Source organism: Streptomyces sp. NPDC046465 (assembly GCF_040646035.1).
Lineage (GTDB): Bacteria > Actinomycetota > Actinomycetes > Streptomycetales > Streptomycetaceae > Streptomyces.
The window spans coordinates 22,215-40,108 of sequence record NZ_JBEYZK010000008.1 but is presented as its reverse complement, the minus strand read 5'-3'; the positions used below and the strand labels follow the sequence as shown (position 1 = coordinate 40,108).

Here is a 17,894-nt window from a genome sequence, read left to right as displayed (position 1 = left end):
GTGCTTCCAACTCCCCCGATGGAATGGGTGGTTCAGCAGGGCGTGCGGCAGGACGTGCGGCAGGACGTGTTCGACGGCCGGCGGGGGTACGACGGGGGCTTCAGTGTGCATCGCGCCAGTTCTCCGCGAGGTCGCCCCACAGGTGGGCCGTCGTCTCGACACCCTTGAGGAGCAAGTCGATCTCGACCTTCTCGTTCGGCGCGTGCCAGCCGTCGGACGGGACGGAGATGCCGAGGAAGAGCACGGGGGCGGCGAGCACGTCCTGGAGGTCGGCCGCCGGGCCCGAGCCGCCCTCACGCGTGAAGCGGATCTTCTGCCCGAAGGCGCGGCCCATCGCCCGTACGACGGACTGCAGGGCGGGGTGGTCGAGAGGGGTCAGGCACGGGCGCGTACCGGCGCTGAAGGTGACCGTGTGGCGGATGCCCGCGGGGACGCGGTCGGCGGCCCAGGCGCGTACGGCCTGCTCCACGTGGTCGAGGCGCTGGCCGGCGACGAGCCGGAAGGACAGCTTCACGAAGGCGGACGACGGGATGATCGTCTTGCTGCCCGCGCCCTGATAGCCGCCGCCGATGCCGTTGACCTCGGCGGTGGGGCGGGCCCAGACGCGCTCCAGAGTGGTGTGCCCGGCCTCGCCGTGGGTGCCGTGGGACTTGGCCGTGCGCAGCCAGCGCTCCTCGTCGAAGGGCAGCTCGGCGAAGAGTTCGCGCTCGCGGTCGGTGAGCTCGGTGATGCCTTCGTAGAAGCCCGGTATCGCCACGCGCGCGTGGTCGTCGTGGAGGGCGGCGACGAGGCGGGCGACCTCGGTGGCGGGGTTCGGCACGGCGCCGCCGAAGGAGCCGGAGTGGATGTCCTGGTCGGGGCCGCGCAGTTCGATCTCGCACTCGGCGAGGCCGCGCATGCCCGTGCAGACGGTCGGGGTGTCCTCCGACCACATGCCGGTGTCCGAGACGATCACCGCGTCGGCGGCGATGCGGTCCCGGTGGGCCTCGATGAGGGCGCGGAAGTGCGGGGAACCGGACTCCTCCTCGCCCTCGACGAGCAGCTTGAGGTTGACCGCGGGCGCCGTGCGGCCGGTGGCGGCGAGGTGGGCGCGGACCCCGAGGGTGTGGAAGAAGACCTGGCCCTTGTCGTCGGCGGCCCCGCGCGCGTGCAGGCGGTTTCCCTCGACGACGGGTTCGAAGGGCTCGGTGTCCCAGCCGTCCTCGCGGGCCGCGGGCTGGACGTCGTGGTGGCCGTAGACGAGGACCGTGGGGGCCTGCGGGTCGTCCGAAGGCCACTCGGCGAAGACCGCGGGCGCCCCCGGCGTCTCCCAGATCTCGGCGACCGGGAAGCCCGTCTTCACGAGCTGAGCGGCGAGCCACTCGGCGCTGCTGCGCACGTCCCCGGCGTGGTCGGGCTGGGCCGACACGGACGGGATGCGCAGCCACTCGGCGAGGTCGTCGAGGAAGGCGGCGCGGTGGTTCTCGATGTACGTGCGGACGGCGCTGTCCGGTGTCTCGCTCATGGTCACGAGCCTATCCGCCATCCGGGGTGGTCTCGTCCGGCGGCTCGTCGCCCGGCGCACCGGCCGGTTCCTCCAGAAGGAGGCGTTCCAGCTGGGCACGGCCCGGGAGATTCCTCGGGCGTGCGGTCTCCCCACTGCGTACGTAGAGGAAGGCGGCCTTCACCGACTCCAGGGGGACGCCCTGCTGCTCGGCCCAGGCGAGCCGGTACACGGCGAGTTGCAGGGGGTCGGCGGTGCGGGTGCGGCTGGTCTTCCAGTCGACGATCTCGTACGTGGCGCCGTCGCCTTCGCCTTCCTTGTAGACGGCGTCGATGCGGCCCCGGATGACGCGGCCCGCGATCACGAACTGGAAGGGGACCTCGACGCGGTGGGGCGCCCGGTGGGCGTACTCGGTGCGTTCGAAGGCTTCCTTGAGGGCTTCCAGGTCGCGCTCGTCGGCGATCTCGGCTTCGTCGGGGCCGCCGCCCGGCAGGTCCTCCGGGGGGAGCATCGGCAGGGTGAGCTCTTCGAAGCGGGACTCGATCCAGGCGTGGAAGCGGGTGCCGCGGCGGGCCGCGGGCTGGGGCGGACGTGGCATGGGCCTGGCCAGGTCCCGCGCGAAGCCCTCGGGGTCGGCGGCCAGGCTCATCAGCTCGGAGGCGGTGAGCGAGGGCGGCACGGGGATGTCCCTGACGGCTTCGCGGGCACGCAGGAGCTCGCCGGTCAGGGCGTCCAGGTCACGGTCCCAGGAGGCGAGGGTGCGGGCCTCCTCCGGAGTGGGGCGGGCGGGGGCCTCTTCCGGGGCGGGTCGGCTGTTCGGGACGCGGTCGGCGGGGTGCGGGAGGGCGTCGGGTGCGGGTGCGGGGGGCGGCACGCGTACGTGGCCGCTCTCCTGCGGGGCGAGGGGGGCAGTGGATTCGGTGGCCGGGGCCCCGGGGGGCGCGGAGTCGGCGCCCAGTGTGTCCGCGGGGTGCGGGGGCGTCGGGCGCCGCGTCGCAAGGGCGTCCCAGTCCACGGGGTCTGTGGGGTCTGCGGCGGGGAAATCGCCCTCTCCGTAGGGAGGCTCGTCGTCCTCCGGAGGGGGTGGCCATTCCGGGTCGGCGGCCGGGGGCACGTCGTCGTGCGCCGCCGGGTGGGCCTCCTCGTGGGAGCGGGCGCGCTCCGAAGTGGCTCCTTCCCCCGTCAGGCGGTCCAAGTGGGCGAGGACGGTCTGCGCGGCGGCGCGGCGGCGGGCCATGGAGTCGTCGTCCAGCGGGAGGGGCCACGCCTGGTCCCCGGACGCCTCTCCCAGGGCGGGGTTCTCCTCGTCCTCGGCGGGCTCGTCCGCCCAGGCCTCGATCTCGCCATGGCCCTCCGCGCAGTGGTCGTACAGGGCCTGGAGGAAGTCCGAGGGGCCGCGCGGCTTCTTCTGGGAGGGGCCCCACCAGTGGCCCGAGCCGAGGAGCAGGGAGCGCGGGCGGGTGAAGGTCACGTAGCCGAGGCGGAGTTCCTCGGTGCGCTGGTGGTCCTTCATCGCTTCGTGGAAAGCCTTCATGCCCTTGGCGTCCCACGCCTCGATGTCGGGCAGGGTCGCCGCGTCGCCGCGCAGTTCGTGCGGGACGACCTTGGCCTGGGCGGTCCACTTCTCCCGGCCCTGCGCGCTGGGGAACGAGCCGTTGACCAGGCCGGGGACGGCGACGACGTCCCACTCCAGGCCCTTGGACCTGTGGGCGGTGAGCACCTTGACGGTGTTCTCACCGCCCGGCAGGGCGTTGTCGAGGCCCTTCTCGTACTGGGCGGCGGTGCGCAGGAAGCCGAGGAAGGCGAGGAGTGTCGCGCCGTTGTCGTTGGCGGCGAAGGAGGCGGCGACGTCAAGGAAGTTGGAGAGGGTCTCGCGGCGGCGGGCCGCCAGAGCGCCCGGTGACGCGGAGAGCTCGACCTCAAGGCCGGTCACGGCGAGGACGCGGTGCAGCACGTCCATCAGTGGATCGGACAGCGAGCGGCGCAGCTCGCGCAGTTCCGCGGCGAGACGGGCGAAGCGCACCCTGGCCTCGGCCGAGAAGGGCAGCCCGTCGTCCCTTCCCGCGGCGTCGCCCGGTTCGGGTGACGACTCCAGGAAGGTGTCCAGCGCGTCCGCGAGGGATATCACCTCGGCGGGGTCGACCCCCTCGACGGCTTCGGCGAGGCGCCGGTCCGGGTCGTCGGGGGCAGCGTGTCCTGGGCGTACGAGGAGGCGGGCGCGGCGGCCCAGGAGGGCCAGGTCGCGGGCGCCGATGCGCCAGCGCGGACCGGTCAGGAGCCGCACCAGGGAGGCGTTGGCCCCCGGGTCCTGGAGGACCTCGCAGACGGCGACGAGGTCGGCGACCTCGGGCAGGTGGAGGAGTCCGGAGAGGCCGACGACCTCCACGGGGATGTCGCGGGCCACGAGCGCGCCCTGGATCTCGCCGAAGTCCGTCGCCGTGCGGCACAGGACGGCGATCTCGCCCGGCGCCTTGCCGGTGCGGACCAGGTGGGCGATCGAGTCGGCGAGCCAGTCGATCTCCTCGGCGTGCGTGCGAAGGAGGGCGCAGCGCACCACGCCGTCACGTTCGGCGCCGGGCGCGGGCCGCAGGGCCTCCACGCCCGCGTGCATGGCGCGCAGGGGCTCCGCGAGGCCATTGGCGAGGTTCAGGAGGCGGCCGCCGCTGCGGCGGTTCTCGCTGAGCGCGTGGCGGGCCGCGGGGCGGCCGTCGGCGTGGGCGAAGTGCTCGGGGAAGTCGTCGAGGTTGGCCACCGAGGCGCCGCGCCAGCCGTAGATGGCCTGGCAGGGGTCGCCGACCGCGGTCACCGGGTGGCCCGTGCCGCCGCCGAACAGGCCGGACAGGAGGATGCGCTGGGCGACCGACGTGTCCTGGTACTCGTCGAGGAGGACGACGCGGAATTCGTCGCGGAGGATCTCGCCGACCTCCGCTCGGGTGCGGGCCAGCGTCGCGGAGAGGGCGATCTGGTCGCCGAAGTCGAGGAGGTCGCGGGAGCGCTTCGCGGCGCGGTAGTGGCCGACGAGCTCGGCCAGTTCGAGCCGGGCGGCCGCCGTCTCGGGGACCTTGCGCAGGTCGGCGTTGGAGAGCTTGGCGCCGTCCAGGGCCTGTAGCAGCCCGGTGTCGTACGCGCGGAGCTTGTCGGGGCTCACGAGGTGTTCGGCGAGCTCGCTGTCGAGGCTGAGGAGGTCGCTGACGAGGTCGGGGAAGGACCGGGTGAGGGCGGGGTAGGGCCCGGGGGCCTCGCGCAGCACGCGGGCGGCGAGCTGGAAGCGGGTGGCGTCGGCGAGGAGGCGCGAGGTCGGTTCGAGGCCGATGCGCAGGCCGTGGTCGGTCAGGAGGCGGCCGGCGAACGCGTGGTACGTGGAGATGACCGGCTCGCCGGGCGGGTTGTCCGGGTCGACCGCGTCGGGGTCGGTGACGCCCGCCCTGGCGAGGGCCTGGCGCACGCGCTCGGCGAGCTCCCCCGCCGCCTTGTTCGTGAAGGTCAGGCCGAGGACCTGCTCGGGGGCGACCTGGCCGGTGCCGACCAGCCACACCACGCGGGCCGCCATCACCGTCGTCTTGCCCGAGCCCGCACCGGCCACGATCACCTGCGGGGCGGGCGGCGCGGTGATGCAGGCCGTCTGCTCCGGGGTGAACGGGATGCCGAGGAGCTCCTTGAGCTGCTCGGGATCGGTGAGGCGAGGTGACACGTCAGAGAGGCTAGCGGTGGCCACTGACAACCGGGGCGGGCCCGGTCGCGGGCGGCCACCGCGCGCTCATGGGGAGCGTGGGGTCAGGAACCCGCCGCCAGCTTCTTCGGGTCGACGATCTGGTCGGCCGGCGGGGCCTTGACCTCGACCTTCTTGCCGTAGTCGGTGAAGAGGACGGTGCCCGGGCCGTCGGCGCCCTTGTTCACGACCTTCAGGAAGTACGGCTTGCCTTCCAGCGCGACGTAGAACGTGGTGGTCTCGTCGCCCTTCTTGCGGGTCAGGACGGCCGCCTTCGCGCCGCCGACCTCGGCGTCGTCCTCGCGCTTCAGCTTCTTGAGGTTCTTGTTGCTGAACATGTCGTCCGGGTTGCAGATGGCCTTGCCCCCCTTGCTGGGCTGCTTCACCCAGCGGCCCTTGAGGAGCTCGGCCGTCGAGCCGCCGCCCTTGGCCTCCCAGAACTTGTCGTCGCCCTTGGAGTACGTGGACCCGCCGACGGACAGGATCTCGGCCTTGCCCGTCTTGGCCGAGCCCATCGTGCCCTTGCAGTCGCCGGACTCGGCGACGACGAACTCCATGTCGCTCGCCTCGCCGGCCTGCTTCATCTGGCCCTTCATGCGGTAGGACCCGGCGTCCTTGGATGCCTTCGACGCCTTGTCGGCGATCTTGTCGGCACTCATGCCGTCGAAGGGGTCCTTTTCGCCGTCGCTGCTGCAGCCCGTGACGCCGATGACGGCGGCGGCACAGGCGACTGCCACTGCCAGGAGCTTCCGGTTGGCTGCCATATACGCGTACTCCTCAAAAAGGTGCGCCTCGGGCGGCGCACAGCAAGTTCTTACCGTGACTTTAATTCGCCCCCGTGGGCGCCGTCTCCATCGGGGCTACTCCACGACCTGGCGGCCCTCCGGGCGCGCGCTGCACGATGCCCGGAACGCGCAGTGTGTGCAGTGCTGACCCGTGGTGGGTGTGAAGCGTTCGTCGAGCACCTTGCCTGCGGCCGTCGCGAGGAGGTCGCCGATCCACTCTCCGGAGAGGGCCTCCTGGCCCTGCACTTTCGGGAGGGCTTCGCCGCCGTTCTTCTTGGCGGCGCCCTGCCGCAGCTGCACCAGTTCGGCGCCGCCCGGTGGTGGACGTACGCCTCCGAAGAGGTCGTCGGCCGCGCCCTCGCGGACCGCCAGCTGGTAGACGGCGAGCTGCGGGTGGCGGGCGACCTCGGCGGCGCTCGGGGACTGTTTGCCTGTCTTGAAGTCGACTACGTAGGCACGGCCTTCCGCGTCCTGTTCGACTCGGTCCATGGAGCCGCGCACCCGTACTTCGTAGGAACCGGCCTCCAGGGTCACGTCGAAGCCGTGCTCGCTGGCGACCGTAGTACGGCTCGCGCGGTCCATCACATGCCATTGGAGGAAGCGCTCCAGCGCCACCCGCGCGTGCTCCTTCTCCTGCGCCGACTTCCAGGGCGCGTCGAAAGCGAGCGCGTCCCACACCGAGTCGAGGCGCTCCATGAGCACGGCGAGGTCGGCGGGGGTGCGTCCGGAGGCGACCTCGTCGGCCAGCACGTGCACCACGTTGCCGAAGCCCTGGGCGGCGGTCGAGGGGGCGTCCGCCTTCACCTCTCGGCCGAGGAACCACTGCAGGGCACAGGTGTTGGCGAGCTGGTCGAGAGCGCTGCCGGAGAGCACGACGGGCTTGTCCCGGTCCCGCAGCGGGACCTCGCTCGCCGTCGGTTCGTACATGCCCCACCAGCGGTAGGGGTGCGCGGCCGGTACGAGGGGGCGGCCGTCGGCGTCGCTGAGCGCGGCGAGGCGGGCCAGGCGCTGCGCCGCCGCCTCGCGCAGGGTGTCGGAGACGCGCGGGTCGACGGTGGTGGCGCGCAGCTCGGCGACGAGTGCGGCGACGGAGAGGGGGCGGCGCGGGCGGCCCGTTATGTCCTTGGGTTCGACGCCGAGTTCGGTGAGGAAGCGGGAGGGCTGGTCGCCGTCGTCCGCGGGCGCCTTCACCGCGGTCACGACGAGGCGTTCACGCGCGCGCGTGGCCGCCACGTAGAACAACCGGCGCTCTTCGGAGAGGAGTGCTCCGGGGGTGAGCGGCTCAGCGAGGCCGTCCCGTCCGATGCGGTCCGCCTCCAGGAGGGAGCCGCGGCGGCGCAGGTCGGGCCAGAGGCCCTCCTGGACGCCCGCGACCACGACGAGCCGCCACTCCAGGCCCTTGGAGCGGTGGGCCGTCATCAGGCGCACGGCGTCGGGCCTGGCCGCCCGGCGCGTCAGCGTGTCCGCTGCGATGTCCTGGGCCTCGGTCTCCTCGAGGAAGTTGAGGGCGCCGCGACCGCCCGTACGCTCCTCCGCGCGGGCCGCGGCGGCGAACAGGGCGCACACCGCGTCGAGGTCGCGGTCGGCGTTGCGCCCGGCCGCGCCGCCGCGGCGTGCGGTGCGCTCCAGGCGCCTGGGCCAGGGCGTGCCGTCCCACAGCTCCCACAGCGCCTCCTCGGCGGTGCCGCCGCCCGCGAGGCGCTCACGGGCCTTGCGGAGCAGCGCGCCGAGCCGCTGGGCGCCGCGGGCGTACGTCGGGTCGTGCGCGACGAGGCGCTCCGGCTCGGCGAGGGCGCGGGCCAGCAGCTCGTCGGAGGACGGCGGCACGTGGTTGCCCGCCGCGCGCTCCTCCTCACGCAGGGCGCGCCCAAGGCGGCGCAGGTCGGCGGCGTCCATGCCGGCCAGGGGCGAGGTGAGAAGCGTGAGCGCGGTCTCGGTGTCGAGCCAGGCGGGGGCGGAGGGTTCCGCGCGGGGGGTGCCGTCCGCCGGTCGAGGGGCGTCGTCCGCCGGTCGAGGGGCGTCGGCCTGCTGCGGGGTGTCCACCGGTCGCGGGGCATCCGCCGGTCGCGGGGCCGCCGTCGACTGCGGGTCGGTCTCGTCGGGGGCAGCGCTGTCGTGCGGGGCGCTTTGGGAGGCGGGGGCTTCGGAGGCGGGGTCTTCGGAGACGGGGTCTTCGAAGGCGGGGTCCTCGGAGACGGGGTCTTCGAAGGCGGGGGCTACGGAGGCGGGGGCTACGGAGGCGGGGTCCTCGGAGACGGGGTCTTCGAAGGCGGGGGCTACGGAGGCGGAGTCGTCGAAGGCGGCGGTCTCGGGGCCGTCAACCGCCCCCGTCTCCGCCTCGACCGCCCTCGCCACCACCCGCAGCGCCGTCAGGAGCGGTGTCACCGCGGGCTCGTGGCGCAGGGCGATGTCATCGCCGTCGATCTCCAGGGGGACGCCCGCCGCACTGAGGCTGCGGCGGACCGCGGGGATCGTGCGGGCGCCCGCACGGACCAGGACCGCCATGTCGCCCCAGGGGACGCCGTCCTCAAGGTGTGCGCGGCGCAGGATGTCCGCGATGTTGTCGAGCTCCGTGCCCGACGTCGGGTACGTGTACACCTCGACGCGGCCGCCGTCCCTGACCGGCGCCAGCTCCCGGTGGGCCCGTACCTTCTCCGCGGGCAGCCTGGTGAGCGGCATGCGCCGGGTGAGGAGCCGGGTGGCGTCCAGGAGCTCCGCGCCCGACCTGCGGGACGTCCTCAGGACCTCGACCGGCGCCGGGGTGCCGTCCGCGCGCGGGAAGTCGTGCGGGAACTCCAGGATGCCGTTCACGTCGGCGCCCCGGAACGTGTAGATCGACTGGTCGGGGTCGCCGAAGGCGACGAGCGTGCGGCCACCCCCGGCGAGCGCGTGCAACAGCCGCACCTGCGCCGGGTCGGTGTCCTGGTACTCGTCCACGAAGACGGCGTCGTACTGCGCGCCGAGCGCCCGTGCCACCTCGGGCCGGCGCGCGAGGAGCACCGCGCGATGCACCAGTTCCGCGTAGTCGAGCACTCCTTGGAGGTCGAGTACGTCCAGGTACTCGGCGAGGAAGGCCGCCGCCGCGCCCCAGTCGGGCCTGCCGCTGCGGCGGGCGAAGGCGTCCAGGGCGTCCGGGCCGAGGCCCAGCTCACGGCTGCGGGCGAGCACGGCGCGCACCTCGTCGGCGAACCCGCGCGTGGTGAGGCAGGCGCGCAGCTCGTCCGGCCAGCGGATGTGCCCGTGGCCCTCCTGCGCGAGGTCGATCTGGCCGGCGAGCAGTTCGCGTACCGCCACGTCCTGTTCGGGGCCGGACAGGAGGCGCAGCGGCTCCACGAACAGGTCGGCGTCCTGGTGGGCGCGGACGAGGGCGTAGCAGAACGAGTGGAAGGTGGTGGCCTGCGGGGCGAGCGCGGCCCCTATGCGCAGCGCCATGCGGTCGCGCAGCTCCACCGCGGCCTTGCGGCTGAAGGTGAGCACCAGGATCCGCGCGGGGTCGCCGCCCTGGGCGACGCGCTCGGCGACCGCCTCCACGAGGGTGGTCGTCTTGCCCGTGCCCGGCCCGGCCAGGACCAGCAGCGGCCCTCCCTTGTGGTCAACCACACCGCGCTGACCTGCGTCCAAGCGAGGGGGAGCCAACGGGGTCGGCGGCGTACGCACCAGTCGGTAGACATCCCGGGTCCCCTGTCGTACCTGGTGGTGCGACGGGTGCCGGGTGTGCCGGGTGGAAGAAAGGGAACTCACGTGGGTCGCCGGTCCTGGTGGGTGTACTGGTCGAAGAGCGGCTGCACGGTGGCAGCGGGGTGAAGGGGATGCGTGCTGTCGACGCTACGCCAGTGGGCGCGGAGGACGCGTGGCTTCCCCCGTACGGGCCACCGGTCCCCCGCCGGACCGCCGGATGCCGGAAGCTGTCAGGTGTGAGCCTCCGGAGCCTGCGGGCGAGCGTCACCCGCGGCGCCGCTTTCCGCGGTGTCGCCGTCCCACCGCGCCCGCCGCATGTCGAGCTTCGGTACATGCCCCTGGGCGGCGCGCGACGCCTGGCGCAGAGGCGTGCCCTCCGCCCGGTAGCGCTCCAGGGCCCGCAGCTCGTGGCCCGGCAGCAGCACGCCGTCCGAGCGGACCACACGCCACCACGGAACGGCCCCTCCGTAGAGGGACATCGCGCGTCCGACCTGGCGCGGGCCGCCTTCCTCGAGCCACTCGGCGACGTCCCCGTACGTCATCACCTTCCCCGGAGGGATCAGTTCGGCGACCTCGAGGACCCTTTCCGCGTACTCCGGCAGCGCCTGCCCCGCATCGTCGGGCCGTACCTGTCCCGTTCGGCTCTCCTCGCTCATCCGGACCATCCTGCCGTACCCCACCGACAGGGTGACGGGCCCGGCACGGAGCGTTCCACAGGCCCTCTGACAGGGCACAAAGTGTCGTTTCGTGACCACTTCGCAGCCTTGCGTTGCCCCCTGCTGCCCCCCTCCGGGGGCGGGACATGCCACCATCGTCCGGGCGGTGACTGGTGATACGAGATCAAGAAGAGACTACGGAGCAGCAGGGCGTGCATCCCGATGAGAAGGCGGGCACCTCTGCGTCCGAGTCACACCTGGACACCGGTGAGCGCCCCCTGAAGCCCGAGAAGAGCGAGCAGAACGAGCAGCGGAGCGACGAGCGGGACGCCGACGGCGAGGGGGCGCACACCGACCGCGTCGCGGGCGACGAACCGCTTCTGGCGGCTCGTGTGCACCGCCCGTCCGACCTCATGCGGCTCCTCGTCGGCGTCCTCGCCATCGCCGTGCTCCTCGCCATCGCCGCGTTCGCGCACGGCACGACCTCCGGTCTCGAACAGGACATCGACAAGGGCACGGAGCAGGCACCGGACCTGTTGATCAAGGTCGCGGGCCTGGTCGCCAGCATCGGCGTACTGCTCGTCCCGGTCGCCTTCGCGATCGAACGCCTGATCAAGCGGGACGGGTTGCGCATCGCCGACGGCGTGCTTGCCGCAGTCCTCGCGCACGGTGTGACGCTGGCCACCGACCTCTGGGTCGCGAAGGCCGCCCCCGACTCCATCCAGGACGCGCTGACCAAGCCGTCCCCGGCCGACCTGCACGCCTTCACCGACCCGGTGCACGGCTACCTCGCGCCCGTCATCGCGTACATGACGGCCGTCGGCATGTCCCGCAGGCCGCGCTGGCGCCTGGTGCTGTTCGTCGTGCTGCTGCTCGACGCGTTCACGATGCTGGTGACCGGCTACACGACGCCGTTCTCGATCATCCTGACGGTGCTGATCGGCTGGGCGGTGGCCTACGGCACGCTCTACGCGGTCGGCTCGCCGAACGTACGGCCGACCGGGCAGACGCTCCTCGTGGGCCTGCGGCACGTCGGCTTCCACCCCGTGAACGCCGCCCGCGAGGAGTCCCCGGACAGCGAGCACGGCGACCGCGGACGGCGGTATTTCGTCACTCTGGAGGACGGCCCGCCGCTGGACGTCACGGTCATCGACCGCGAGCAGCAGGCACAGGGCTTCTTCTACCGGGTCTGGCGCAGGCTCACCCTGCGGGGCATCACCCAGCGGCGCAGCCTGCAGTCGCTGCGGCAGGCCCTGGAGCAGGAGGCCCTCCTCGCGTACGCGGCCATCGCGGCCGGGGCGAACGCCCCCAAGCTGATCGCCACGTCCGAGCTCGGCCCCGACGCCGTGATGCTCGTCTACGAGCACACCGGCGGGCGCACCCTCGACTCCCTGCCGGACGAGGCCATCACCGACGACCTGCTGTGCGACACCTGGCGGCAGGTGCAGGCGCTGCAGTCCCGCCGGATCGCGCACCGCAGGCTCGCGGGCGACGCGGTGCTGGTGGATCGTTCCGGCAACGTCATCCTCACCGACCTGCGCGGCGGCGAGATCGCCGCGGGCGACCTGGTCCTGCGGATGGACATCGCCCAGCTCCTGACCGCCCTCGGCCTGCGGGTGGGCGCCGAGCGCGCGGTCGCCGCGGCCCTGGAGGTCATCGGCCCGGACGCGGTGGCCGACTGTCTGCCGCTGCTGCAGCCCATCGCGCTCACCCGCTCCACCCGCGGCACGCTGCGCAAGCTGGCACGGGAACGGTCCCAGCGCGAGCGCGAGGCCGTCCTCGAGGCCTCCCACCGGGCCAGGAGCGTGCGCGCGGAGGTGTCCGACGACGAGGACGGTCCCGGGCACAAGTCCGCGCAGAAGGCCGAGAAGCAGGCGGAGAAGCAGGCCGCCAAGCAGGAGCAGCAGGCCGAGAAGCAGGCCATAGACGACGCCATGGACCAGGCCCGCGAGGACGATCTGCTCACCCAGATCCGCCACCAGGTGCTGCTCATCCGCCCGGCCGCGCCGGTCGAGCCCGCGCAGCTGGAGCGGATCAGGCCCCGGACCCTGCTCAGTTTCATCGCCGGTGCCATCGGCGCGTACTTCCTGCTCTCGCAGCTCACGCACGTCGAGTTCGGCACGCTCTTCCAGGAGGCGGAGTGGGGCTGGGTGGCCGCCGCGGTGGGCTTCTCCGCGCTGAGCTACTTCGCGGCGGCGATGAGCCTGCTCGGCTTCGTGCCGGAGCGGGTGCCCTTCCTCCGGGCGGTGGCGGCGCAGGTCGCCGGCTCGTTCGTGAAGATCGTGGCGCCCGCGGCGGTCGGCGGTGTCGCGCTGAACACGCGGTTCCTGCAGCGGTCCGGGGTGCGCTCGGGGCTCGCGGTCGCGAGCGTCGGCGCCTCCCAGCTCTTCGGGCTCGCCTCGCACATCCTGCTGCTGCTGGTCTTCGGCTATCTGACGGGGACGGAGAAGACGCCGTCGTTCACGCCGTCCCGCACCGTCATCGCCGGTCTGCTGTCGGTCGCGGTGCTGGTGCTCGTCGTCACCGCGATCCCGTTCCTGCGGAAATTCGTCGTCACGCGCGTGCGGTCGCTTTTCGCCGGTGTCGTGCCGCGCATGCTGGACGTGCTGCAGCGGCCGCAGAAGCTGCTCACCGGCATCGGCGGCATGCTGCTGCTCACCCTGATGTTCGTGCTCTGTCTGGACGCGTCGGTGCGGGCCTTCGGCAACGAGGAGATGAAGTCGCTGAGCCTCGCGAGCGTCGCGGTCGTCTTCCTCGCGGGCAACGCCCTGGGATCGGCGGCTCCGACGCCCGGCGGTGTGGGCGCGGTCGAGGCGACGCTGACCGTCGGTCTGATCGCGGTCGGCGTGCCCAAGGAGGTGGCGGCGCCCGCCGTGCTGCTCTACCGCCTCCTGACGCTGTGGCTGCCGGTGCTTCCGGGGTGGCTGTTCTTCAACCATCTGACACGGAAGGGGCTGCTCTGACTCATCCTGCGGGATGAGTCAGAACAGCAGCAGGAGCCCCGCAAGCAGCACCGCGGCCCCCACCACCTCCACCGCCCCCACCACAGCCACCTTCACGCCCCTGCCCGGCAGTAGCGCCGCCCGCGCCAGGAAGACCGTGAAGAGCACCGCGAGCCAGGGGCTCAGCGCATACGCCGCGGGCACCGCGAGCACGTGGTACGCCACCGACGCCCGGTAGTACGCGCGTGAGCCGCGCTCGCGGATCATCGTCTTCACGTACGGCACCGTGCCCGCGAAGAACAGCAGGCAGGCGAGTGCGGGGCGCAAGCCGTCGGCGAGGGGGCCGCCGCCCATTCGCAGCGTGACGAGGAGCATGCCGCAGGCGGGGACCACCGCCGCCACTCCGTTGACCAGGGCCCGCTCCTTGTTCCGCCACGCGTAGTACGTGTTGACGGCCACGAAGGGTGCGGCGCACACGGCGGCGAGGAGCAGCCAGGGGTACGCGAACAGGAGCGGCACCCCGCATGCCGCGCTCACCGCGGCCGACACCAGGGCGGGGCGCACATGGCGGCGCGGGGCCCTCGGATTGCGGGAGAGGCGGCGCAGCCTGAGCCACTGCTGGGCGTGGAAGGCGGTGACGTACCCCGCCAACCAGGCGGCGAACAGCGGCAGATGGACCCAGCGGGGTCCGGCTTCCGGTCCGTGCCCGTGGCCGAGGAACACGCCCGCCGCGAACGGCACCGCGAGCATCGCCCACGCGCCGTGCTGGTTCGGCAGCCACGTGTGGCGGGCGCCGCGCTTCTTCCTGCTCATGCTCTCAGCCTCGCAGTACAGGGGCCCGGATAATTCCTGCTGTTGGTCACCCCTGCACGGGACCTAAGACCCCGGGGTCCCAACCATCCCCAGGCTTAGGGTCGTTGTAGGCGGCACGTGCGTGCGGCCTTTTCTTCGGGACGGCCAGGAGATATGACGTTGCAGCAGAGGAAAGACATCGCTGAGACGCTCGTGAAGGCCGGGAGTTTCTTCACCCGGACCGCGGAGACCTCCGAGGACCTGCACCGGGTGCAGCACACCGGCGGCCGGGACGGGGAGGCCTTCTATCGCGACCGCTGGAGCCACGACAAGGTCGTGTATTCCACGCACGGAGTGAATTGCACAGGATCGTGCCGCTGGAAGGTGTACGTCAAGGACGGCATCATCACCTGGGAGACGCAGGCCACGGACTATCCCTCCGTGGGCCCCGACCGTCCCGAATACGAACCCCGCGGCTGTCCGCGTGGAGCCTCCTTCTCCTGGTACACGTATTCACCGACCCGTGTGCGTTATCCGCAGGTGCGCGGCGCGCTTCTTGAGATGTACCGCGAGGCGAAGTCCCGGCTGAAGGACCCGGTCCTCGCCTGGGCCGACATCCAGGGCGATCCCGAGCGCCGACGGCGCTACCAGCGGGCCCGCGGCAAGGGCGGCCTGGTGCGGGCGAGCTGGGACGAGGCCGTCGAGATCGTCGCGGCCGCACACGTCCACACGATCAAGGAGCACGGCCCCGACCGGGTCGCGGGCTTCTCCCCCATTCCCGCGATGTCGATGGCGTCGCACGCCGCGGGCGCCCGTTTCCATTCCCTCATCGGCGCGCCGATGCTCTCCTTCTACGACTGGTACGCCGATCTCCCCGTCGCTTCTCCGCAGGTGTTCGGCGACCAGACGGACGTACCGGAGTCGGGTGACTGGTGGGACGCCGCGTATTTGATGATGTGGGGTTCCAATGTGCCGGTGACGCGGACGCCGGACGCGCACTGGATGACCGAGGCACGGTATCGGGGACAGAAAGTCGTCACCGTGTCGCCGGATTTCGCGGACAACACGAAATTCGCGGACGAGTGGATGCATCCGCACCCCGGCACGGACGGTGCGCTCGCGCTCGCGATGGGGCACGTCATCCTCAAGGAATTCTTCGTCGACCGGCAGACGCCGTTCTTCCAGGATTACGTGCGCCGCTACACGGATCTGCCTTTCCTGGTCACGCTCGCGGAGACCGAGAAGGGCCTCGTACCGCACAAGTTCCTCACCGCCGCGGATATCGGCGAAGAGACCGAGAACGCGCGGTGGAAGACCGTCCTGATCGACGACGCCAGCGGCGAGTTCACGGTGCCCAACGGCGCGCTCGGGCACCGCTGGGGCGAATCCAAGGACCCCGACTGGAACCTCGACCTCGGCGACACCGTGCCCAGGCTCACGCTGCACGCGAAGGACGCCGAGAGCGCGGAGATCCTGCTGCCCCGCTTCGAGGGCGACAAGGACGACGCGCACGCGGTCATCCGCCGGGGAGTTCCGGTGCGCCGGATCGGCGGCCGGCTCGTCACCACCGTCTTCGACCTGATGCTCGCCCAGTACGGCGTCCCGCGCGCGGGACTGCCGGGTGAGTGGCCCGCCTCCTACGAAGACGCCTCCCAGCCCGGCACCCCCGCCTGGCAGGAGACCCTCACGTCGGTGCCGGCCGCGCAAGCCACGCGCGTGGCGCAGGAGTTCGGCGAGACGGCCGAGGCCTCGCAAGGGCGCTGCATGATCCTCATGGGCGCGGGGACGAACCACTGGTTCCACGCGGAGACGACCTACCGGGCCTTCCTCGCGCTGCTCACGCTCACCGGCTGCCAGGGGCGCAACGGCGGTGGATGGGGGCACTACGTAGGACAGGAGAAGTGCCGCCCGGTGACCGGCTGGGCGACGCTGGCGAGCGCGTCGGACTGGGCGCGCCCGCCCCGGCACATGATCGGCGCGGGCTGGTTCTATCTGCACACCGACCAGTGGCGCTACGACAGCCTGCCCGCCGAGTCCCTGGCGTCCCCGCTGGGAGAGGGCCGCTTCGAGGGCATGACGGGCGCCGACTGCCTGGCCGCCTCCGCGCGCATGGGCTGGATGCCGTCGTACCCGACCTTCGACCGCAACCCCCTCGACCTCGCAGAGGCCGACGACCCGGTGGCGAACACCGTCAAGGAGCTGGCGGACGGCACGCTGGGCTTCGCCGGTGAGGACCCCGACGCGCCCGGCAACTGGCCGCGCGTGCTCAACGTATGGCGGGCCAACCTGCTCGGCTCGTCCTCCAAGGGCAATGAGTACTTCCTCAAGCATCTGCTCGGCACGCACTCCAACCTGCCCGACGACGGGCCGCGTTGTGCGCCCCGCGATGTGAAGTGGCGCGCCGAGGACGTCGAGGGGAAGCTCGATCTGCTGCTCTGCCTCGACTTCCGGATGACGTCCACGACGCTGCTCTCCGACGTCGTGCTGCCCGCCGCCACCTGGTACGAGAAGCACGATCTGTCGTCCACCGACATGCATCCCTTCCTGCATGCCTTCACACCGGCCGTGGACCCGCCCTGGCAGGCGCGCACGGACTATGACGCGTTCCTGGCCGTCGCGCGCCGGTTCGGCGAGCTGGCGGGCGAGCACCTGGGCGTGCGGCGCGACCTCGTCGCCACCGCGCTGCAGCACGACACTCCGGGCGGCGAGATGGCCCAGCCCGGCGGTGTCGCGCTCGACTGGTCGAAGGGTGAGTGCGAGCCCGTACCGGGGCGCACGATGTACGGCCTGGCGGTCGTGGAGCGCGACTACGGAGCGGTCGGCGAGAAGTTCGCGGCGCTCGGCCCGCTGATCGACCGGCTCGGGGTGACCACGAAGGCGGTCACGTTCGACGTCGCCGAGGAAGTCGCGTACCTGAAGGAGAAGAACGGCACGGTACGCGGCGGCACCGCCGACGGCAGGCCGCGCCTGGACACCGCCCAGCGGGCCTGTGAGGCGATCCTGTCGCTCTCCGGGACCTCCAACGGCCGCCTGGCCACCCAGGGCTTCGAGACGCTTGAGAAGCGCGTCGGCACCGAGATGGCGCACCTGGCCGCCGAGGCGGAGGGGAAGCGGATCACCTTCGCCGACACCCAGGCCCGGCCGGTGCCGGTCATCACGTCTCCGGAGTGGTCGGGCAGCGAGTCCGGCGGCCGCCGCTACACGGCGTTCACCGTCAACACCGAACACCTCAAGCCCTGGCACACGCTCACCGGGCGTCAGCACTTCTTCCTCGACCACGACTGGATCCACGAGGTCGGCGAGGCGCTGCCCGTCTACAAGCCGCCGCTGAACATGCACCGCCTCTACGGAGAGCCCGAGTTGGGTTCCCGCGGGGACGGTGAGGGTGGCCGCGAGGTCGCCGTGCGGTTCCTGACCCCGCACAACAAGTGGGCGATCCACTCCCAGTACCAGGACAACCTCTACATGATGACGCTCGGACGCGGCGGACAGACGGTGTGGATGTCGCCGCAGGACGCGGACGCCATCGGGGTGCGCGACAACGAGTGGATCGAGGCCGTGAACCGCAACGGCGTCGTCACGGCCCGCGCGATCGTGTCCCACAAGATGCCCCCGGGGACGGTCTACATGAACCACGCCCAGGAGCGGACCGTCGGCGTCCCGAAGACGGAAAAGACCGGGCGACGCGGCGGCATCCACAACTCCCTCACCCGGATCATGCTCAAGCCGACCCATCTGATCGGCGGCTACGCCCAGTTGACCTGGGCCTTCAACTACCTGGGGCCGACCGGCAACCAGCGCGACGAGGTGACGGTCATCCGCCGCCGCTCGCAGGATGTGGAGTACTGA

General features: G+C 72.2%; 8 protein-coding genes. 2 read left to right on the top strand and 6 right to left on the bottom strand.

What is annotated here, in order from left to right; translation table 11 throughout:
• Positions 1–100: 100 nt before the first annotated feature.
• The 5 genes from ABZ953_RS14135 to ABZ953_RS14115 all read right to left on the bottom strand — a co-directional run bounded on the left by ABZ953_RS14135 (position 101) and on the right by ABZ953_RS14115 (position 10,320).
• Complete coding sequence (locus tag ABZ953_RS14135) at positions 101–1,504, bottom strand: dipeptidase (protein WP_361722028.1); 1,404 nt, start codon at positions 1,502–1,504, stop codon at positions 101–103.
• Between the two features lie 10 nt (positions 1,505–1,514).
• Entirely contained in the window at positions 1,515–5,174 is a 3,660-nt protein-coding gene (locus ABZ953_RS14130; RefSeq protein WP_361722025.1) for an ATP-dependent DNA helicase, read from the bottom strand.
• An 83-nt stretch (positions 5,175–5,257) separates the two neighbouring features.
• Positions 5,258–5,956, bottom strand: coding sequence for a hypothetical protein (locus ABZ953_RS14125; protein WP_361722022.1), 699 nt, complete (start codon positions 5,954–5,956; stop codon positions 5,258–5,260).
• Between the two features lie 96 nt (positions 5,957–6,052).
• Positions 6,053–9,718, bottom strand: coding sequence for a UvrD-helicase domain-containing protein (locus ABZ953_RS14120; protein ID WP_361722019.1), 3,666 nt, complete (start codon positions 9,716–9,718; stop codon positions 6,053–6,055).
• 167 nt (positions 9,719–9,885) lie between these two features.
• Entirely contained in the window at positions 9,886–10,320 is a 435-nt protein-coding gene (locus tag ABZ953_RS14115) for an MGMT family protein (protein ID WP_361722735.1), read from the bottom strand.
• A gap of 164 nt (positions 10,321–10,484) precedes the next feature.
• On the opposite strand from ABZ953_RS14115, the gene ABZ953_RS14110 reads away from it, so the two are divergent.
• On the top strand, positions 10,485–13,274 hold the full coding sequence (locus ABZ953_RS14110; RefSeq protein ID WP_361722016.1) for a lysylphosphatidylglycerol synthase domain-containing protein: 2,790 nt from the start codon (positions 10,485–10,487) through the stop codon (positions 13,272–13,274).
• 18 nt (positions 13,275–13,292) lie between these two features.
• On the opposite strand, the gene ABZ953_RS14105 is transcribed toward ABZ953_RS14110, so the two are convergent.
• On the bottom strand, positions 13,293–14,066 hold the full coding sequence (locus tag ABZ953_RS14105) for a YwiC-like family protein (RefSeq protein ID WP_361722013.1): 774 nt from the start codon (positions 14,064–14,066) through the stop codon (positions 13,293–13,295).
• A gap of 153 nt (positions 14,067–14,219) precedes the next feature.
• On the opposite strand from ABZ953_RS14105, the gene ABZ953_RS14100 reads away from it, so the two are divergent.
• Complete coding sequence (locus tag ABZ953_RS14100) at positions 14,220–17,894, top strand: nitrate reductase subunit alpha (RefSeq protein WP_361722010.1); 3,675 nt, start codon at positions 14,220–14,222, stop codon at positions 17,892–17,894.

Bases quoted from the DNA above. Each gene is read 5' to 3' on its own strand.
- ABZ953_RS14135 (WP_361722028.1), bottom strand. From the start codon at position 1,504: ATGAGCGAGACACCGGACAGCGCCGTCCGCACGTACATCGAGAACCAC.
- ABZ953_RS14125 (WP_361722022.1), bottom strand. From the start codon at position 5,956: ATGGCAGCCAACCGGAAGCTCCTGGCAGTGGCAGTCGCCTGTGCCGCC.
- ABZ953_RS14115 (WP_361722735.1), bottom strand. From the start codon at position 10,320: ATGGTCCGGATGAGCGAGGAGAGCCGAACGGGACAGGTACGGCCCGAC.
- ABZ953_RS14105 (WP_361722013.1), bottom strand. From the start codon at position 14,066: ATGAGCAGGAAGAAGCGCGGCGCCCGCCACACGTGGCTGCCGAACCAG.
- ABZ953_RS14100 (WP_361722010.1), top strand. From the start codon at position 14,220: ATGACGTTGCAGCAGAGGAAAGACATCGCTGAGACGCTCGTGAAGGCC.